21 protein-coding genes and 1 pseudogene are annotated in these 18259 nt (G+C 73.4%); 13 read left to right on the top strand and 9 right to left on the bottom strand.

Features of this window, described 5'->3' with window-relative positions:
- The first annotated feature begins 144 nt into the window (after nt 1-144).
- From CXR04_RS23980 to CXR04_RS23965, 4 genes are all read left to right on the top strand, one after another.
- Nucleotides 145-990, top strand: coding sequence for an ABC transporter permease (locus tag CXR04_RS23980; RefSeq protein ID WP_101424353.1), 846 nt, complete (start codon nt 145-147; stop codon nt 988-990).
- The gene (locus tag CXR04_RS23975) at nt 983-1798 is read left to right on the top strand and encodes an ABC transporter permease (RefSeq protein WP_101424352.1); all 816 of its coding nucleotides are present in this window, start codon (nt 983-985) and stop codon (nt 1796-1798) included. The genes CXR04_RS23980 and CXR04_RS23975 overlap by 8 nt, the downstream gene beginning before the upstream one ends.
- A gap of 33 nt (nt 1799-1831) precedes the next feature.
- Complete coding sequence (locus CXR04_RS23970; RefSeq protein ID WP_101424351.1) at nt 1832-2770, top strand: ABC transporter ATP-binding protein; 939 nt, start codon at nt 1832-1834, stop codon at nt 2768-2770.
- A 176-nt stretch (nt 2771-2946) separates the two neighbouring features.
- A complete protein-coding gene (locus tag CXR04_RS23965; protein ID WP_101424350.1) occupies nt 2947-3663 on the top strand; it encodes a DUF1707 SHOCT-like domain-containing protein in 717 nt (238 codons plus the stop codon).
- A 24-nt stretch (nt 3664-3687) separates the two neighbouring features.
- Here the strand turns inward: CXR04_RS23965 and CXR04_RS23960 are convergent, their stop codons facing one another.
- The 3 genes from CXR04_RS23960 to CXR04_RS23950 are packed head-to-tail and all read right to left on the bottom strand — an operon-like array spanning nt 3688 to nt 7242.
- Nucleotides 3688-4998: an SGNH/GDSL hydrolase family protein gene (locus tag CXR04_RS23960; protein WP_101424349.1), complete on the bottom strand. Its 1311-nt coding sequence runs from the start codon at nt 4996-4998 to the stop codon at nt 3688-3690.
- Nucleotides 4999-5054: 56 nt separating this feature from the next.
- Complete coding sequence (locus CXR04_RS23955; RefSeq protein ID WP_101424348.1) at nt 5055-6641, bottom strand: MFS transporter; 1587 nt, start codon at nt 6639-6641, stop codon at nt 5055-5057.
- Nucleotides 6642-6699: 58 nt separating this feature from the next.
- The gene (locus tag CXR04_RS23950; RefSeq protein ID WP_101424347.1) at nt 6700-7242 is read right to left on the bottom strand and encodes a TetR/AcrR family transcriptional regulator; all 543 of its coding nucleotides are present in this window, start codon (nt 7240-7242) and stop codon (nt 6700-6702) included.
- A 156-nt stretch (nt 7243-7398) separates the two neighbouring features.
- Between CXR04_RS23950 and CXR04_RS23945 the strand changes: the two genes are divergently transcribed.
- The 4 genes from CXR04_RS23945 to CXR04_RS23930 all read left to right on the top strand — a co-directional run bounded on the left by CXR04_RS23945 (nt 7399) and on the right by CXR04_RS23930 (nt 10984).
- Entirely contained in the window at nt 7399-8691 is a 1293-nt protein-coding gene (locus CXR04_RS23945) for a DUF445 domain-containing protein (protein WP_101424346.1), read from the top strand.
- Nucleotides 8692-8784: 93 nt separating this feature from the next.
- Nucleotides 8785-9108 (top strand): DUF6412 domain-containing protein, encoded by a 324-nt coding sequence (locus CXR04_RS23940; protein ID WP_234380449.1) that lies wholly within the window; start codon nt 8785-8787, stop codon nt 9106-9108.
- A gap of 139 nt (nt 9109-9247) precedes the next feature.
- On the top strand, nt 9248-10078 hold the full coding sequence (locus CXR04_RS23935; protein WP_101424344.1) for a YidC/Oxa1 family membrane protein insertase: 831 nt from the start codon (nt 9248-9250) through the stop codon (nt 10076-10078).
- A 48-nt stretch (nt 10079-10126) separates the two neighbouring features.
- Nucleotides 10127-10984 (top strand): fumarylacetoacetate hydrolase family protein, encoded by an 858-nt coding sequence (locus CXR04_RS23930; RefSeq protein WP_101424343.1) that lies wholly within the window; start codon nt 10127-10129, stop codon nt 10982-10984.
- Between the two features lie 104 nt (nt 10985-11088).
- On the opposite strand, the gene rdgB is transcribed toward CXR04_RS23930, so the two are convergent.
- The 5 genes and pseudogenes from rdgB to CXR04_RS23905 form a co-directional block, all read right to left on the bottom strand.
- Entirely contained in the window at nt 11089-11700 is a 612-nt protein-coding gene (gene rdgB, locus CXR04_RS23925) for an RdgB/HAM1 family non-canonical purine NTP pyrophosphatase (protein WP_101424342.1), read from the bottom strand.
- Nucleotides 11697-12083 (bottom strand): hypothetical protein, encoded by a 387-nt coding sequence (locus tag CXR04_RS23920; protein ID WP_101424341.1) that lies wholly within the window; start codon nt 12081-12083, stop codon nt 11697-11699. Before CXR04_RS23920 ends, rdgB begins: the two co-directional genes overlap by 4 nt.
- Entirely contained in the window at nt 12083-12814 is a 732-nt protein-coding gene (gene rph / locus CXR04_RS23915; protein ID WP_324843329.1) for a ribonuclease PH, read from the bottom strand. The genes CXR04_RS23920 and rph overlap by 1 nt, the downstream gene beginning before the upstream one ends.
- 115 nt (nt 12815-12929) lie before the next feature.
- Nucleotides 12930-13025: pseudogene (locus tag CXR04_RS23910) on the bottom strand (PTS sugar transporter); the annotation flags it as partial.
- Nucleotides 13026-13142: 117 nt separating this feature from the next.
- The gene (locus CXR04_RS23905) at nt 13143-13895 is read right to left on the bottom strand and encodes an MBL fold metallo-hydrolase (RefSeq protein WP_101424339.1); all 753 of its coding nucleotides are present in this window, start codon (nt 13893-13895) and stop codon (nt 13143-13145) included.
- 199 nt (nt 13896-14094) lie between these two features.
- Between CXR04_RS23905 and CXR04_RS23900 the strand changes: the two genes are divergently transcribed.
- The 5 genes from CXR04_RS23900 to CXR04_RS23880 all read left to right on the top strand — a co-directional run bounded on the left by CXR04_RS23900 (nt 14095) and on the right by CXR04_RS23880 (nt 16715).
- Nucleotides 14095-14562 carry a type II toxin-antitoxin system PemK/MazF family toxin gene (locus CXR04_RS23900; RefSeq protein WP_101424338.1) on the top strand — a complete coding sequence of 156 codons (468 nt, stop codon included), beginning with the start codon at nt 14095-14097 and terminating at the stop codon, nt 14560-14562.
- Nucleotides 14563-14678: 116 nt separating this feature from the next.
- Nucleotides 14679-15131, top strand: a complete 453-nt coding sequence (locus CXR04_RS23895; protein WP_101424337.1) for a Mov34/MPN/PAD-1 family protein — start codon at nt 14679-14681, stop codon at nt 15129-15131.
- A gap of 64 nt (nt 15132-15195) precedes the next feature.
- The gene (locus CXR04_RS23890; protein ID WP_324842703.1) at nt 15196-15351 is read left to right on the top strand and encodes a putative leader peptide; all 156 of its coding nucleotides are present in this window, start codon (nt 15196-15198) and stop codon (nt 15349-15351) included.
- Between the two features lie 135 nt (nt 15352-15486).
- Complete coding sequence (locus CXR04_RS23885; protein WP_047015961.1) at nt 15487-15765, top strand: MoaD/ThiS family protein; 279 nt, start codon at nt 15487-15489, stop codon at nt 15763-15765.
- Complete coding sequence (locus CXR04_RS23880) at nt 15765-16715, top strand: PLP-dependent cysteine synthase family protein (RefSeq protein WP_101424335.1); 951 nt, start codon at nt 15765-15767, stop codon at nt 16713-16715. Before CXR04_RS23885 ends, CXR04_RS23880 begins: the two co-directional genes overlap by 1 nt.
- Nucleotides 16716-16764: 49 nt before the next feature.
- Here CXR04_RS23880 and CXR04_RS23875 read toward each other — a convergent pair whose 3' ends face one another.
- The gene (locus CXR04_RS23875) at nt 16765-18198 is read right to left on the bottom strand and encodes an amino acid permease (RefSeq protein ID WP_101424334.1); all 1434 of its coding nucleotides are present in this window, start codon (nt 18196-18198) and stop codon (nt 16765-16767) included.
- Between the last annotated feature and the right edge of the window lie 61 nt (nt 18199-18259).

The raw sequence follows: 18259 nt of genomic DNA, 5'->3' as shown, positions 1-18259 counted from the left end.
GCGAGCAGTTTGTCATTAAGAATGCAGATATCCGGTAGGTGTAGATAATCGGTCGCAGTCCTCAACCCGACTGGACTAGAGTCGGGCTCTTTGTGCGCGGGGCTCATCGGCGGAGCCCCCGGGGAGAGCGGGGGTGGCGGGAGCATGCGCGGCTCGGAGGCCCTGCGGGACGCGCCCGCCGTGCAGGCGCTGCGGCTCTACGGGCTGGTGGCCGCCGGCGGCTTCCGCCGGTTCTCGACGTACCGCGCGGCCACCGCCGCCGGCGTCTTCACCAACACCGTCTTCGGCTTCATCCTGGCGTACACCTTCGTCGCGCTCTGGCACGAGCGCCCGCAGCTCGGCGGCTACGACCAGGCGCAGGCGCTCACCTTCGTCTGGATCGGCCAGGCGCTGCTGGCGCCCGCCGCGCTCCTCGGCTACGGCTTCCAGGAGGACCTCCAGGAGCGCATCCGCTCCGGCGACGTGGCCGTGGACCTCTACCGGCCCGCGGACCTGCAGCTCTGGTGGTGCGCCCACGACCTGGGCCGGGCCGCGTTCCAACTGCTCGGCCGCGGCATCGTGCCGATGGCGGTGGGCGCGCTGGCGTTCGAGCTGGCGCTGCCCACGGCGGCGCACACCTGGCTGCTCTTCCTGCTCTCCGTGACGCTGGGCTGCCTGGTGAGCTTCGCCATCCGCTACCTGGTCGGCCTCACCGCCTTCTGGCTGCTCGACGGCCAGGGGATCAACCTGATGAACTCCCTGGTGGCGATGCTCCTGTCCGGCACCCTGCTGCCGCTGACCGTCTTCCCCGGCGCCGCCGGCGACATCGCGCAGGCGCTGCCGTGGGCGGCGATGCTCCAGGTCCCCGCCGACGTGCTGCTCGGCCGGCACACCGGTGCGGGCCTCGCCGGGGCGCTGGCGTTCCAGGTGGCGTGGGCGGTGGCGCTGCTGGCCGCCGGGCGGGCGATGCAGGCGCTCGCCACCCGCAAGGTGGTGGTGCAGGGTGGCTGAGCTGGCCGCGGGGGTCCGGGGGTACGGGCTGATCGTCGCCATGTGGGTGCGTACGACGATGACGTACCGCATGTCGTTCGCCATGACCGCGCTCGGCAACCTGCTGATGACCGCCGCCGACTTCGCCGCGATCGCGATCATGTTCTCGCATACCGACGTGCTCGGCGGTTTCACCTTCGCCGAGGTCGCGCTCCTCTACGGCACCACCTCCACCTCCCTGGGCCTGGCCGACCTGCTGCTGGGCAACCTGGACCGGGTCGGCCGCCGGATCCGCGACGGCACGATGGACACGCTGCTGGTCCGGCCGGTGCCGGTGTTCGCGCAGATAGCCGCCGACCGCTTCGCGCTGCGCCGGATCGGGCGGGTGCTCCAGGGGCTGATCGTGCTGGTCTGGTCGCTGACGGCGCTGGACGGCGTGGCGTGGACCCCGGTCCCGGTGCTGCTGGTCCCGGTGATGGTGCTGTCGGGGGCGGCGATCTACGGGGCGGTGTTCGCGTGCGGCGCGGCGTTCCAGTTCTGGGCCACGGACGCGGCCGAGGTGCAGAACTCCTTCACGTACGGCGGCAGCACGCTGACCCAGTACCCGCCGACGATCTTCAGCAAGGAGCTGGTGCGCGGCGTGACGTTCGCCGTGCCGCTGGCCTTCGTCAACTGGCTGCCCGCCCTGCACATCCTCGGCCGGGACGACCCGCTGGGCCTGCCCGGCTGGGTGGACTTCGCCTCGCCGCTGGTGGCCGCCGCGTGCTGCGCGCTGGCCGGGCTGGCGTGGCGCACGGGGCTGCGCGGCTACCGCAGCACGGGAAGCTGACGCCACGGTGCACACGACGCGAAGGAGGGGCACGTGATCGAGGTCGAGGACCTGGAGAAGGTCTTCGTCGTACGCCGCCGGGCGGGCCGGCTGCGCCGTACGCGGCACGAGGTGCGCGCCGTCGGCGGCATCAGCTTCTCCGTGCCCCGCGGCGAGATGGTCGGCTACATCGGCCCCAACGGCGCGGGCAAGTCCACCACCATCAAGATGCTCACCGGCATCCTCACCCCCAGCGGCGGCCGGCTGCGCGTCGCGGGCATCGACCCGGCGCGCGAGCGGACGAGGCTGGCCCGGCGCATCGGCGTCGTCTTCGGCCAGCGCACCACCCTGTGGTGGGACCTGCCGCTGCTCGACTCGTACCGGGTGATGCGCCGCATGTACCGCATCCCCGACGACCGGTACCGCGAGAACCTGGAGCGCTGCACCGAACTGCTGGGCCTCGGCGACCTGCTGGAGGTGCCGGTGCGGCAGCTCTCGCTCGGCCAGCGGATGCGCGGCGACATCGCGGCCGCCCTGCTGCACGACCCCGAGGTGCTGTACCTGGACGAGCCGACGATCGGCCTGGACGTACTGAGCAAGGCGAAGGTGCGGGAGTTCCTGCGCGAGCTGAACACCGAGCGCGGCACGACCGTGCTGCTCACCACGCACGACCTGTCCGACATCGAGCAGCTCTGCAAGCGGGTCATGGTCATCGACCACGGCCGGCTGATGTACGACGGCGACCTCGACGGGCTGCACGCCGTCGGCGAGAGCGAGCGGATGCTCGTCGTCGACCTGGAGCGCGAGCTGCCGCCCATCGACCTCGCCGGCTGCCGCACGGTGAAGGTGGAGGGCCCGCGGCAGTGGCTCGCGTTCCCGGCGGGGGCCAGCGCGGCGCCGCTCGTCGCGGAGGTGGCCGCGCGGTGGCCGCTGGTGGATCTCTCGGTGCGGGAGCCCGACATCGAAGACGTCATCGCCCGCATGTACGCATGACGGCCCCGCCCGCGAGAGGACGTGGAGTAGCGAGCGGCGTCAGACGCGGTGCATCGCAAGGCGGAGGGTCGATCTCATACCGGGCGTATTCGATCGAACCCGACAACGCAGCGAGGCGCCGTGACCGGCGTCGGGAGCCCGCGTCCTGTCGTGGGCGGGGCCGTAAGCTCGATGCCATGACGAGCGATGAGCACCTGCCGGAGCTGCGCGCCTCGGACGCCGACCGGGAGCGGGTCGCCGACATCCTGCGTGACGCGCTGGCGGAAGGCCGGCTCGCGATGGACGAGTTCGAGGAGCGGCTGGAGGAGACGTACCGGGCGAAGACCTACGCCCAGCTCGAACCGCTCACCCGCGACCTGCCCGCCGCGGGCACCGCGCCCGCGCCGCGCGAGACGGCCCCCGCGCCCCGGCCCGCATCCGGCTGGGCCGGCCGCATCGGCGGCGAGGCGACGTCGCACCGGGGCATCGCGATCATGAGCGGCTTCCAGCGCAAGGGTGCCTGGACGGTGCCGCGGCGCTTCACGATGTTCTCGTTCTGGGGCGGCGGCGAACTGGACCTGCGCGAGGCGGACTTCGAGGCCGCGGAGGTGGAGATCCGCTGCATCTCCATCATGGGCGGCGCTCACGTCATCCTGCCGCCCGACCTGGCACTTGAGGTGCGCGGCATCGGCATCATGGGCGGCTTCGACCACTCCCAGACCGGCGTCCCCCACACCCCGGGCGCCCCGCGCGTCACGCTCACCGGGTTCGCCTTCTGGGGCGGCGTGGGGACGAGCCGGAAGAAGACGAAGGCGGCCAGGCGCGCGGAGGCGTCGGCGGCCAGGGAGCAGCGGCGGCTGGCGCGGGAGGAGCGGCGCCTCTCGCGCGAGGAGCGCCGCAAGCGGCTGGAGTAGCACGGGACTTGCCCGGCGCCCGGGTCAGAGCACGGCCTGGGCGCGGGGCTTGAGGTCCGCGGGGTCCAGGGTCAGGGCCATCTCGTGGAAGCCCAGGTCCGTCAGGTGCAGATGGTCGCCCGAGTCGTACGCCGGGTGCAGGCGCGCGGGCCGGTCCGGGTCGCGCAGGGCGGCGTCGAAGTCGAGGACCTCGTCGAAGACGCCGCCCGCGCGGATCAGCTCGTTGACCTGCTGCCGTACGCGCTCCGCCCGCGGCGTGTACGCCGGGTGCCCCCGGAACGGCATCAGCGTCGCGCCGAGCACCCGCAGGCCCCGGTCGCGGGACTGCCGGGCGGTCTCGCGCAGGCCGGCGACGATGGCGTCGGCGTCGGCGGTCCCGGGGGACTTGAGGATGTCGTTGATGCCCAGTTCGACGACGACGGCCTTGACGCCGGTGCGGGAGAGCACGTCGCGGTCGAGGCGGTTGAGCCCGGAGGGGCCGTTGTCGGGGAACTCGGTGCCGCCGTCGGTGAGGATCCTGTTGCCGCTGAGGCCGAGGTTGAGCACCCCGTAGCGCGGCGCGCCGGGCTCCTCGCGCAGGCGGACGGCGAGGTAGTCGGTCCAGCGGCGGTTGGCGCCCGGCGTGGAGGTGGTGCCGTCGGTGAGCGAGTCGCCGAGGACGGCGACGGCGCCGGTGACGTGCTCGCTCCAGACGTCGACGGCGGTGACGTAGCGCCAGGACCGGAACTCCCGGTCGTACGCGGCCCCTTCGGCGTCCCGGGTGTGGTCGCCGGCGGCGAGGTAGGAGGTCTGCAGCGCGTGCGGGTGGTACGTGACCGGGCCGGCCGGCGCCGGCGCGTACGTCGTCACCAGCAGGTCGGAGTCGGCCGGCACCCGCAGCCGTACGGGGTCGCTGGTCACCGTCCGGCCGGCGGGGATCGTCACCGCGCCGCCGCCGCCGAAGGTCAGCGGGCGCATCGTCTCCGGCTGCGCCGCCGGGGCGCCGGCCCCGGCGGCGACGGCGACGCTGGCGCGGGTGAGGGTCAGCGGCGTCTCGCCGTACTCGTTGGACAGTTGTATCCGGGCCCGGGCGCCGCCGATGGAGGTGTGCACCACGTTGCGTATGGACATCCCCGCGAAGCCGTCCCGGGTGCCCGGCTCCGCCGCGGCCTGCGCGGCGGCCCAGGTGCCGGCCCAGCCGCCGACGGACGCGGGGGCGGCGGCGTCCGCGCTGCCGCCGGCGCCCGGGGGCGCGGGCGCGCCGGGGCGGTCGGTGAGGGCGTGGACGCCGGCGACGAGCAGCGCCACGACCGCCACCAGGGCGGCGAGCACGGCGTAGCCCGTCCTGTTCCTCACGTCAGCCTGCTCCCCCGGGAGTTCGTCGTCCGCGCCGTCTCCGGCGGTCCGCCATCCTAGCGATGGGAGGGAGGCGTTCCGGTCACAGCCCCGGCGTCGTCCGGTCCGCCGCCGGGGGTCTCGTCCTCCTCCGGCGTCGCGGTGGCGGTGCGGTGGCCGAGGAGGAGGCGGGCGGCGACGCCGCCGGCGGCGAGCACGGCGACGCTGATGACCAGCGTGAGCGTATAGCCGTTGTCGAAGGCCGCAGCGGCGCTCTCCAGCAGTGACCGCGAGCCGTCCGGCGGGAGTTCACCGGCGACCGCGCGGGCCTCGTCGATGCTGTCGGAGGCCGCCTCGGGGGTGCCGGCGGGCAGGTCGACGGTGGCGGTGTAGACGGCGGTCAGGACGCTGCCCAGGACGGCGACGCCGGTGAGGCTGCCCAGTTCGAACGAGACCTCCTCCACCGACGACGCCATGCCGGCCCGGTGCGGCGGCGCGCCGCCGATGATCGCGGCGGAGGCCGCGGTCATGACCGCGCCGAGCCCGAGACCGGTCAGGATCACGCCGGGCACCACCCAGCCCGCGGCCCGCCCGGCGTCCAGCAGCGGGCCGATGCCCGGCGTGAGCAGCAGGGTCAGCACGACGCCGAGAGCGCCGACGAGCAGGCCGCCACCGATGAGGTGCCGCGCGGGTACGCGGTAGACCAGGCCGCCGACGACGACGCCCGCCGGGATCGCGCCGACGGCCGAGCTGGCGACGACCAGCCCGGCGTGCAGCGGGCTGAGGCCGAGCACGAGCTGGAGGCGCTGGGCGAGGATCAGCTCGACGCCCGCGGTGGCGAACATGGAGAGCCCGGCGCCGAGGACCCCGGCGAGCAACTGCCGGTTGCGGAAGAGCGCGAAGTCGATCAGCGGGTACGTGCGGGTGCGCTGGCGGCGTACGAAGACGGTGAACCCTGAGGCCGAGACGAGCAGCGCGGCGACGATGTGCACCGGGTCGGGCTCCGGCCGGGCGCCCTCCTTGATCGCGTACACCAGGCCGACGAGCCCGGCCATGACCTGCACCGAGGCCACCGGGTCCCACGGCCGGTCCTTGCTGCCGGAGCCGCCCGGCGCCAGCACCGCGGTGGCGACGAGCGCCGCCAGCACCACGGGCACGTTCACGAGGAAGACCGAGCCCCACCAGAAGTGGGCGAGCAGCAGCCCGCCCGCGACCGGCCCGAGCGCCGCGCCGACGACGGCGACCGTGCCCCAGATGCCGATGGCGATGCCGCGCTCGCGCTCGTCGTCGAAGGTGATCCTGACCAGCGCCAGCGTCGCGGGCATCATCGCCGCGGCGCCGACCGCGAGGAACGCGCGGGCGCCGATCAGCACCGCCGCCGAGGGCGCGAACGCGGCCAGCGTGGACGCGGCGCCGAAGAGGACGAGCCCGGTCAGGAACATCCGCTTGTGGCCCACGCGGTCGCCCAGCGTCCCGGCGCCCAGCAGCAGCCCGGCCATCACCAGCGGATAGGCGTTGATGATCCAGAGCTTCGCGGACGCGTCGGCGTCCAGGTCGGCGGTGAGGGTGGGCAGGGCCGTGTAGAGGATCGTCACGTCGAGCGAGATCAGCAGCAGTCCCGCGGAGACGGTCGCGAGCACCCACCAGCGTCGCGCCTGGACCATGGAGCACCTTGCTTTCTGCCTGTGTGTACGTGCGCGTGTGTACGTGCGCGGGCGGGCGTCAGGACGCCGGGTCGGTCAGCGCGGCGAGCCGGCTGCGCACCGCCTCTTCCACCTCGGGGGCGAGCGTGGACTGCGCGGTGGCGTGGAACAGCCACAGCCCGTCCGCCGCCACCCGGGCCAGGAACAGGTCGACGGCCTCCGGATCCGGGTCGGGGCCCGGCGGCTCGGGCGCCCAGCGGTCCGCGAACTCGTCCCAGATCCGCGCCAGCTCCGGCCGGGTCGCGGACGCGACCATGAAGACGAAGTCCGCCGTCCCGCCGCTCTGCCCGCAGCACCGCACGTAGGCCGCGGCCCGCTCGCGGGCGGTGGCCTCCTCGAACGGCTTGCCCAGTTCGGCGCGGAGGTGCTCGTCCAGGGTCTCGGTCAGGTGCCGCTGGATGGCCAGCAGCAGCGCGTCGCGGTTGGGGAAGTGGTACATCAGCCCGGGCTTGGTCAGCCCGGCCTCGGCCGCGACGGCGTCGAGCGTGAGCGCGGTGATCCCCGCGCGTTCGACCACGCGGACGGCGGCTTCGAGGAGCTGGGTGCGGGAGCTGGGTCGCATGGAACGTAACTTTACCATCCGGAAGGTAAAGTTACGGGGAGCGCCGCCCGGCCGCGCCCGGCACACCGGGAACCCGCGATCCGTTCCTGAAGTGAAAGATGGTGCCGAGCCCGGGGACAATGGCCCCCGGGGAACGGCGTGAGCGGACGGAGCGCGATGGATCTGCCGGCAGCGGACGGACCGGGTGGCTTTGCCTATACGGACGCCGACGCGGAGAAGCGGCGCGGCGTGCGCCGGATGAAGACCATCGCCACCGGCCTGCTGCTGCTGGCCGCCGTGGTCTTCACGCTCGCCCGCTGGGCGCAGCACAACGGCGCCGGCGCCTGGTCCGGCTACGTGGCCGCGGCGGCGGAGGCCGGCATGGTCGGCGCGCTGGCGGACTGGTTCGCGGTCACGGCGCTCTTCAAGCGGCCCCTCAGGCTGCCCATCCCGCACACCGCGATCATCCCCACCAAGAAGGACCAGCTCGGCCAGAGCCTCGGCGACTTCGTCGGCGAGAACTTCCTCTCCGCCGACGTCGTACGCGCCCGGCTGCACGCACTCGGCCTCGGCAGCCGCGTCGGCGGCTGGCTCGCCGAGCCCGACAACGCCGACCGCGTCACCGCCGAGGCGTCGACCGTGCTGCGCGGCGCGCTGACCGTGCTGCGGGACAACGACGTGCAGGCCGTCGTCGGCGAGGCCATCAACCGCCGGGCCGCCGCCCTGGAGGTCGGCCCGGGGCTCGGCAAGCTGCTGGAGAAGGTCGTCGCGGACGGCGGCCACCGCCGCGTCGTGGACCTGGTCTGCGAGCGCGCCGAGTCCTGGCTGATCCTCAACGGGCCCTCGGTCGTCGGCGCCGTCACCGGCGGCGCGCCCGGCTGGACCCCGCGGTTCGTCGACCGCCGGGTCGGCGAGCGGGTCTACAAGGAACTGCTGCGGTTCATCGGCGAGATGCGGGACTCGCCCGAGCACCCGGCGCGCGGTGCGCTCGACCGGTTCCTCTCCGACTTCGCCGCCGACCTCCAGGGCGACACCCCGACCCGGGCGCGCGTCGAGCGGCTCAAGGGCGAGATCCTGGCCCGCGACGAGGTGCAGGACTTCATCGCCTCGGCGTGGACGTCGCTGCGCGGCGTGATCGTCGGCGCCGCCGAGGACGAGCGCAGCGAGCTGCGGCTGCGGGCGCGGACGGCGCTGCTGTCGTTCGGGCAGCGGATGGCGGCGGACGAGCGGCTGCAGGCGAAGGTCGACGGCTGGGCGGAGGACGTCGCGACGCATGTGGTGACGACGTACCAGCACCAGATCACATCGCTGATCTCGGACACGGTCGCGGGCTGGGACGCGGACCAGACGTCGCGCAAGATCGAGGCGAACATCGGCCGGGACCTCCAGTTCATCCGCATCAACGGCACGGTGGTGGGCTCGCTCGCGGGGCTGGTCATCTACACGGTGTACCGGGCCGTCGCGGGCTGAGCGGGGGCCGGTCCGCACCGGCGCCGCGTTAGGATGCGCGCAGACGTCGCGTACGCCTCATACGGGACGGCGAACAGAAGGGAGGACGGCCCGATGCTCCGCATCCTCGATGCCGCCACACGCTGGCGCATGGTTGCCGTCGCCCTGCTCCTCCTCGCCGCCGACATCGTCCTCGACGAGACGGGCGTCGCCACCGGCCTCGCCGGTGCCGCGGCCTCCGCCGCGTCCGCCGCCCTGACGCTGCTCGCGGGGCTCGCGCTCTGCGCCGCCGCCGCGCCGCCGGCGTCCGCCGCCGGCATCCGTACCGCGCTCCGCGAACGCGCGCTGCGCACCGCCTTCCTGTCCCAGCGGGACCCCGACGCCGCGGGCCGCCCGCGGCCCCGGGCGCCCGGCCGTCGCCTGCCGACGGCCGTGTAGGCGCCACCGGTTCGGTCCGCCCGCAGCCCCGCAGCCCGTTCGCTGCCCGCTGCCCCCGCGACGCCTCGCCCGCCGGGCGCCCCGCACGGCTCGTCACGCCGCCCCTCATCCGGCACGACGAGACCTGTGGAGTCCTTCCATGTCCGTATTCGGCGCGCTCTCCTCCCTTCTGTCCAGCCTCGCCGACACCCTCGACCCCCTCTTCGGCGCCTCCGCCACCGGCGTCGCGATCATCGTCTTCACCCTGTGCGTACGCCTCGCCCTGCACCCCCTCGCGCGGGCCGCCGCGCGCGGCGACCGGGTGCGCAGGGACCTCGCGCCGCAGGTGGCGGAAATCCAGCGCAAGCACCGCCACGACCCCGAGCGGCTGCGCCGCGCGCTCACCGAGACGTACGCGGAGGCCGGCGCCTCGCCGCTGGCGGGCTGCGGCCCGATGGTGCTGCAGATCCCGGTGTTCATGGTGATGTACCGGCTCTTCACCGGCCACGACCACGACCTGCTCACCCATACCCTGCTCGGCGCCCCGCTGGGCGGGCGGTGGTCCGACGCGCTCGCGGACGGCGGGGTGTTCGGGGCGCACGGGATGGTCTACGCGGGGCTCTTCGCGGTGATCGCGGGAGTGGCCGCGTACACGTTCTGGCGCAGCCGCCGGATGATGGCCGAACGCAAGGCGGAGACGGAGGCCATACGGAAGGCGGCGGCCGCGAAGAGCGCGGGAACCGGGAAGGGCGGGAAGGGCGGGAAGGGCGGGAAGGCGCAGCTCGCCACGCCGCCGCCCGAACTCCCGGGCCCCGCCGCGGGGCTGACCCGCTGGCTGCCCCTGCTCGCCTTCGGCACCCTGGTCACGGCCGCGATCGTGCCGCTGGCCGCGGGCCTCTACCTGGCGACCACCACCGCCTGGACCGCCGCGGAACGCACCCTCCTCTACCGCCGCCCGGGTCCACGGGCTGAACAGGGTATTGCGGAATGAACAGCGGTCAACGGATGATCGATCGACCGCGGAGAGGGGAGTCATCACATGAAGCTGCTGCGTGTCGGACCGCCGGGGAGCGAGCGCCCGGCCCTGCTTGACGACGGAGGGGCCCTGCGGGACCTGTCCGGAGTCGTGTCCGACGTGGACGGAGCGCTGTTGTCCGACGACGCGGCGCTCGCCCGCGTACGGGACGCCGCCGCGGCCGGCGACCTGCCGGTGCTCGACGCCGAAGGGCTGCGCACGGGCCCGCCGGTGGCCCGGATCGGCAAGATCGTGTGCATCGGGCTGAACTACCACGACCACGCGACCGAGACCGGCGCGGCCATCCCGGCGGAGCCGATCCTCTTCATGAAGGCCCCGGACACGGTGGTGGGCCCCGAGGACACGGTGCTCGTGCCGCGCGGCAGCGAGAAGACGGACTGGGAGGTGGAGCTGGCGGTGGTCATCGGCCGTACGGCCCGCTACCTGGAGTCCGACGCGGACGCGCTGGCCGCGGTCGCGGGCTACGCCGTGGCGCACGACGTCTCCGAGCGCGAGTTCCAGTTGGAGCGCGGCGGGCAGTGGGACAAGGGCAAGAACTGCGAGACGTTCAACCCGCTGGGCCCGTGGCTGGTGACGGCGGACGAGGTGCCGGATCCGCAGGCCCTGGGGCTGCGGCTGTGGGTGAACGGCGAGAAGCGGCAGGACGGCACGACGGCGGACCAGATCTTCCCGGTGGCCCATGTGGTGCGGTACCTCAGCCAGTTCATGACGCTGTACCCGGGCGACGTGATCAACACCGGTACGCCGGCGGGGGTCGCGCTGGGCATGGCGGAGCCGAAGCCGTACCTGCGCGCGGGCGACGTCGTGGAGCTGGAGGTCGACGGCCTCGGCCGGCAGCGGCAGGAGATCAAGGGCGCGTAGGCGCAGCACACACCGAGGGCGCCGCCGGAAGGATCCGGCGGCGCCCTCGGTGTCCGTACGGCGGCGTGCGTACGAGCCCCGCGGGGCGGGCCCGTACGCGGCGCTCAGCCCTTGAGCAGCTCCCGCACCGCAGGGGCCAGCGCGCGGAACGCCTTGCCGCGGTGGCTGATGGCGTTCTTCTCCTCGGGGCTCAGCTCGGCGCAGGTGCGGTCCTCGCCGAGCGGCTGGAGGACCGGGTCGTACCCGAACCCGCCGGTGCCCGCCGGCTCGTACCGCAGCGTGCCCTCCAGCTTCCCCTCCGCGACGCGCTCCGTGCCGTCCGGCAGCGCGAGCGCCGCGGCGCAGGCGAAGTGCGCGGCCCGGTGCTCCGGGCCGACGTCGGAGAGCTGGGCGAGGAGCAGGGCGAGGTTCGCGGCGTCGTCGCCGTGCCGTCCCGCCCAGCGCGCGGAGAAGATGCCGGGGGCGCCGCCGAGTACGTCGACGCAGAGCCCGGAGTCGTCGGCGACCGCGGGCAGCCCGGTGGCCCGGGCCAGCGCGTGCGCCTTGAGGAGCGCGTTCTCGGCGAAGGTGACGCCGGTCTCGGGTACGTCCGGGACGTCGGGGAAGTCGGCGGCGCCGAGGAGTTCGGCGTCGACGCCCGCCTCGCCGAGGATGGCGCGCAGCTCGGTGATCTTGCCCGCGTTGCGGGTGGCCAGGACGAGGCGGTGCGCGGTCACGAGGTGCAGACGTTCGTCAGTTCGCCGGCGGCGTCGCCGACCGGCTGGAAGTCGGGTACGTCGCCGCGGTCGGTGGCCTGCTGAGCGTTGTCGACCGCCCGCTGGAGGTCGTCGACCGCCTTGCCGACGTCGGCGTTGTCGGCCTGGTCGCCGAAGTCGTCGAGGTTCTTGTCGATCTCGTTGAGGGCGTCCGCGGCGGCCTGCGGGCTCTCGCCCGCGCCGGAGACGGCTTCCTGCAACTGGTCGACGTCGGCCGCGATCCTGGTGGCGAGCCGGCCGCAGTCTATGGCCTTGCTCACCGCGTCACACGCGCCGGTGAGCGTCACCGCGGCGGCCCCCGCCGCCAGCGCGACGCCCGCGCGGGTCCAGAGCCTCTTCCCCATCACTGGTCTCCCTCCAGTGCCTTGCGCTGCAGCCCGTCGAGCTGCGCGCAGCCGCCGACCGCGAGGTCGAGCAGCGCGTCGAGTTCGGCGCGGGCGAACGGCTCGCCCTCGGCGGTGCCCTGCACCTCGACGAAGCGCCCGTCGCCGGTGCAGACGACGTTCATGTCGGTCTCCGCCCGCACGTCCTCCTCGTAGCAGAGGTCGAGCAGCGGCACGGAGCCCACGATGCCGACGCTGACGGCGGCCACGGTGCCGGTCAGCGGTGTCGCCTTGGACTTGATCAGCTTGTTCCGCCGGCCCCACGCGACGGCGTCGGCGAGGGCGACGTACGCCCCGGTGATGGCGGCGGTACGGGTGCCGCCGTCGGCCTGGAGGACGTCGCAGTCGAGGACCACGGTGTTCTCGCCGAGGGCCTTGAAGTCGATGACGGCGCGCAGCGACCGGCCGACGAGCCGGGAGATCTCGTGCGTGCGGCCGCCGATCTTGCCGCGTACGGACTCCCGGTCGCCCCGGGTGTTGGTGGACCGCGGCAGCATCGCGTACTCCGCGGTGACCCACCCCTCGCCGCTGCCCTTGCGCCAGCGCGGCACGCCCTCGGTGAAGCTGGCGGTGCAGAGCACCCGGGTGTCGCCGAAGGACACCAGCACGGACCCCTCGGCGTGCATGCTCCAGCCGCGTTCCAGCGCCACGGGGCGCAGCTCGGCGGGGGTGCGTCCGTCGATACGGCCCAAGCCGCCGGAGGTCTCAGAGGTAGCCATGCCCCGACCCTATAGGCCCTTCATGAAGGCCAACCCCGGGTCCCCGCCCCGGGCCGGAGGGCCCTGAGGCCCGTATCGCCGGCTGGCTCATGTCCTCGATCCCGGCGGCCGGCGGATCGGCGTCCGTGCCGATGACGACCTGGATCGCGGTGCCCATGTGGACGACGCCGTGGGCGCCCGCGGCCGGCGACGATCTTCTCAGCCTTGCCGGCCAGGCCACACGCTCCAGTTCCGGCGCCGCGGGCGCCGGCGACTACGGCGTCGCCGACCGGGCGCTGATCCCGGAGCCGGTCCCGGCTCCTCAGACCTCGTACACCGCGCCCGCGCGCGCCAGTTCGACAGGACCCCCGTACGCTTCCTTCGCGTCCCGCAGGTTGACCTGCGGGTCCGTCCACGGCGGGATGTGCGTCAGCACCAGCCGCCCCACCCCCGCCGCCGCGGCGGCCTCGCCCGCCTCGCGGCCGTTGAGGTGCAGGTCGGGGATCTGCTCGCGGCCGTGGGTGAACGCCGCCTCGCAGAGCAGCAGATCGGCGTCCGCGCTCAGCTCGGTCAGCGCACCGCAGGGTCCGGTGTCGCCGGAGTAGACGAGGCTGCGGCCGCCGTGCTCGATGCGGAAGGCGTACGCCTCGACGGGGTGGCTCACCCGGTCGACGTGCACCGTGAACGGGCCGATCTCGAACGCGCCGCGCTCCAGCGCCCGGAAGTCGAAGACCTCGCTCATCGACGTCTCCGAGGGGGTGTCCGCGTACGCGGTGGTGAGCCGCTGCTCCGTGCCCTTGGGGCCGTAGACGGGGAGCACTTCCGCGGGGCCGCCGTCGTGGCGGTAGTAGCGCGCGACGAAATAGGCGCACATGTCGATGCAGTGGTCCGCGTGCAGGTGGCTCAGCAGGACGGCGTCGAGGTCGTACAGTCCGCAGTGCTGCTGCAGTGCCCCCAGCGCGCCGTTGCCCATGTCGAGCAGGAGCGCGTAACCCTCCGCCTCGACCAGGTAGCTCGAACACGCGGAGTCCGCGGACGGGAACGAGCCCGAGCAACCGACGACGGTGAGCTTCATCGGGGAGGGACCTCCGGCACGGTCGGGACGGGGCGACGATGCCCCGCCGGCTCTGCCGAGGGTAAGCCGGGACGGACCGGAGCGGTCCCCCGGCCATCCCGGTTGTGGGCGGAATCACCAGTATGGCGACGGGGTAAGGCGCGCGCGCCGACCTGCGCGGCGCCGCCCGCGGACGCGGTCGGCATCTACGATCGGGCGCATGGACGCCTCGTGGTGGCCGGCCATCGTGGCCGTGGTGGTGCTGGCCGTGATCGCCGGGCTCGTCGACAGCTTCGGCCGGGTGCGGCGCGCGCACCGGCGGCCGACCGAGCCGGCGGGCGGAACCGAGCCGGGCGCGGGCCCGGCGCCTGAGCCGGAGCCCGGCGAGGTGTGGTGGGCCCTCGTGCCGTACGGGAACGCGGAGACGGCGGACGGCGAGGACCGGCCCTGCCTGGTGCTGAAGACCGCGGCCGGGACGGTGACGGTGGCCTGGATCACCACCCGGGAGGACGGCGGGCGGCCGGACAGGATCCCGCTGCCGCCCGGCTCCACCGGCGAAGGGGAGGACCGCCCGGCGTTCCTGGAGACGGACGGGCTGCACGAGGTCGCCCTCCGGGACCTCCGCCGCAGCGCCGGCCCTGTGGACCCGGCGGTGTGGGACCGGGTACGCCACCTGTCCGACACCTGACCTCCCGGAAAGACTCCCGGATCCTCCCGGGAAGTACCGCCCGGCATCCGAACGGATTCGTCTCAGCGTTCGGAACGTACCAGGTAAGTCCGCCGCGGCCGTGCCATCCTTCCCCCATGCTGACCATCACGGAGGAGCTGTACGAGCAGATCGTCGCCCACGCCCGCAAGGACCACCCCGACGAGGCGTGCGGCGTGGTCGCGGGCCCGGCGCCGGCGCCCGCCGACGGCCGGCCGCAGCGCTTCATCCCCATGCTCAACGCCGCCCGCTCCCCCACGTTCTACGAGTTCGACTCGCAGGACCTGCTCCGCCTCTACCGGGAGATGGACGACCGCGACGAGGAGCCGGTGGTGATCTACCACTCGCACACCGCCACCGAGGCGTACCCCTCCCGCACCGACGTCTCCTACGCCAACGAGCCCGGCGCCCACTACGTCCTGGTCTCCACCGCCGAGTCCGGCGACGGCGAAGGGCCGGTCTCCTTCCGCTCGTTCCGCATCGTGGACGGTGTGATCACCGAGGAGGACGTCACCGTGACCGCCTCGTACGACGACGCCCCCGCGGGCTGAACCCCCGGTCCGCATCATGAAACGGCGATCCGGCAGGCGGACGGGGAATCGATACGATGACCCCATGGTTGTCCACGACGTGACCCGGAAACCCCCGGGCAGGCAGGTGCTGCTCGTCGCCCGTCTGCACGTCGACCTCTGCCGTCTCGCCAGCGCCGCCTGTACGACCGCGCCGCCCCGCGCGGCCGGCCGCGCCTGGGGGCACCGCCCACGCGCGTAAGCGCTGTGGGGGAGTCCGCCGACCCCGGTGTCCGGCGGCCCCCGGCCGCGTACGTCCCCGCCCGCCTGCGGCGCGGCCGGCCCGCGTCCGCAAGCGCCCGCAGCCCGACTCCCCGCATCCCACAGGAGCCCCGAAATGGCCATCGAGGTCCGCATCCCGACCATCCTCCGCAGCTACACCGACGGCGAGAAGGCCGTCGAGGGCGACGGCACCACGCTGGCCGAGCTGATCGACGACCTGGAGTCCCGGCACACCGGGATCCGCGCGCGCCTGGTCGACGGCGACGACCTGCGCCGCTTCGTCAACGTCTACCTCAACGACGAGGACGTCCGCTTCCTCGACGGCATCGCCACCAAACTCACCGACGGCGACAGCGTGACGATCCTGCCCGCCGTCGCCGGCGGCTCGGTCTGATGCGCTACGAGAGCACCCTGGCGGCCGTCGGCGACACGCCCCTGGTTCACCTCCCCCGCCTCTCCCCCGCCCCCGACGTGCGGATCTGGGCGAAGCTGGAGGACCGCAACCCCACCGGCTCCGTGAAGGACCGCCCGGCGCTCTTCATGGTCGAGCAGGCGGAGAAGGACGGCCGGCTCACCCCCGGCTGCACGATCCTGGAGCCCACCTCCGGCAACACCGGCATCTCGCTCGCCATGGCGGCCAGGCTCAAGGGCTACCGCATCGTCTGCGTGATGCCGGAGAACACCAGCGCGGAGCGCCGCCAACTGCTCGCCATGTGGGGCGCGGAGATCATCTCCTCGCCCGCGGCCGGCGGCTCCAACACGGCCGTACGCGTCGCCAAGGAGCTGGCCGCCGAGCACCCGGACTGGGTGATGCTCTACCAGTACGGCAACCCCGACAACGCCGGCGCGCACTACGCCACCACCGGCCCCGAGATCCTCGCCGACCTGCCGTCGATCACCCACTTCGTGGCCGGCCTCGGCACCACGGGCACGCTCATGGGCGCCGGCCGGTTCCTGCGCGAGCACCGCCCCGGCGTGCAGATCGTGGCCGCCGAGCCGCGCTACGACGACCTCGTCTACGGGCTGCGCAACCTCGACGAGGGCTTCGTCCCCGAGCTGTACGACGAGTCGGTGCTCACCACCCGCTACTCCGTCGGCTCCGAGGACGCCGTGACCCGTACCCGCGAACTGCTCCGCGAGGAGGGCATCTTCGCGGGCGTCTCCACCGGCGCCTCGCTGCACGCCGCGATCGGTGTGGGCCGCAAGGCGGTACGGGCCGGGGAGAGCGCGGACATCGCGTTCCTCGTCGCGGACGGCGGCTGGAAGTACCTGTCGACGGGCATCTACACCGCGGAGACCACGGAGGAGGCCGTCGCCGCGCTGCACGGCCAGCTCTGGGCGTAGCCCGCGGGCGTACGCGCCGCGTATGCGGCGGGAACGGGGGCGCGGTCGGCTACTGCGCCCCCGCGACGTACTCCGGTGCCGCCTCCCGGGCCGCGGCCCGCCGCCGGCTCACCGCCCAGCCGCCCGACAGCAGCACCGCCCACCCCGCGCCCACGTACAGCGAGACGCGGGCGTCGGCGTCGAGCGCGGTGAGCACGGTGACGAAGGCGAGGAACACCAGCGCCAGCCAACTGCACACCACCCCGCCGGGTGCCGGGAACGACGAGGCGGGCAGGTGTCCCGCGGCGACCCGGCGGCGGTAGCGGATGTGGCTGAGGAGGATCATCGCCCAGGTCCAGATGCCGGCGGCGGTGGCCACGGACATGACGTACCCGAACGCCTTCTCCGGCACGAGGTAGTTGAGCACCACGCCGACGGACATGACCACGACCGACATGGCGATGCCCGCCGCCGGCACCCGGCGCGGGCTGAGCCGGCCGAAGACCCTGGGCGCCTCGGAGTTGGCGGCCAGCGCGCGCAGCATGCGGCCGGTGGAGTACATGCCGGAGTTGCACGACGACAGGGCCGCGGTGAGCACGACGAAGTTGACGATGCCGGCGGCCAGCGGGATGCCGATCTTGCCGAAGGCGGCGACGAACGGGCTGATGCCCTCGCTGAACTCCGTCCACCGGACCACCGACAGGATGACGATCAGCGAGCCGACGTAGAAGATGACGATCCGCCAGGGCAGCGTGTTGATCGCCTTGGGCAGGGTCTTCTCGGGGTTCGCGCTCTCGCCCGCGGTGACGCCGACGAGTTCGACGGCGAGGTAGGCGAACATCACGCCCTGGAGGGTCATGAGGCTGTCGCCGATGCCGTTGGGGAAGAAGCCCCCGTGGTTCCAGAGGTTCGTGGTGGTGGCGGTGTTGCCGGCGGCGGAGAAGCCGAGGGTGAGGACGCCGACGCCGATGACGATCATGCCGATGATCGCGGTGACCTTGACCATCGAGAACCAGAACTCCAGCTCACCGAAGATCTTCACCGAGATCAGGTTGACGCCGAAGAGGAGCACGAGGAAGCCGAGCGCGCTGCCCCACTGCGGGACGGCCGGCCACCAGTAGTTGATGTAGATGGCGGCGGCGGTCAGCTCGGTCATGCCGGTGACGGCCCACATCAGCCAGTACGTCCAGCCGGTGACGTAGCCGAAGTAGGGGCCGAGGAACTCGCGGGCGTACTCGGCGAAGCTGCCGGAGACGGGGCGGTAGAGGAGCAGTTCGCCCAGGGCCCGCATGATGAAGAAGATGACGACGCCGGCGAGCGCGTACAGGAATATGAGGCTGGGCCCGGCCTTCTCGATGATCTTGCCGGCGCCCAGGAAGAGGCCCACACCGATGGCGCCGCCGATGGCTATCATCTGGATCTGGCGGCTGCCGAGCCCGCGCTCGTAGCCCTCCTCGGAGGACGGAGCCGCGCCGCCGCCCTCGGGCACCTTCGCAGTGGTCATGTGGAGTTGGGCCCTTTCCCGTGCAGTCCCCCGTCTGCAGCTTTACCACGGGAAAAGGGTG

The organism is Streptomyces sp. CMB-StM0423 (genome assembly GCF_002847285.1).
Lineage (GTDB): Bacteria > Actinomycetota > Actinomycetes > Streptomycetales > Streptomycetaceae > Streptomyces.
Note: the sequence above shows the minus strand (reverse complement) of the source record. Positions and strands in the feature narration are given on the sequence as shown.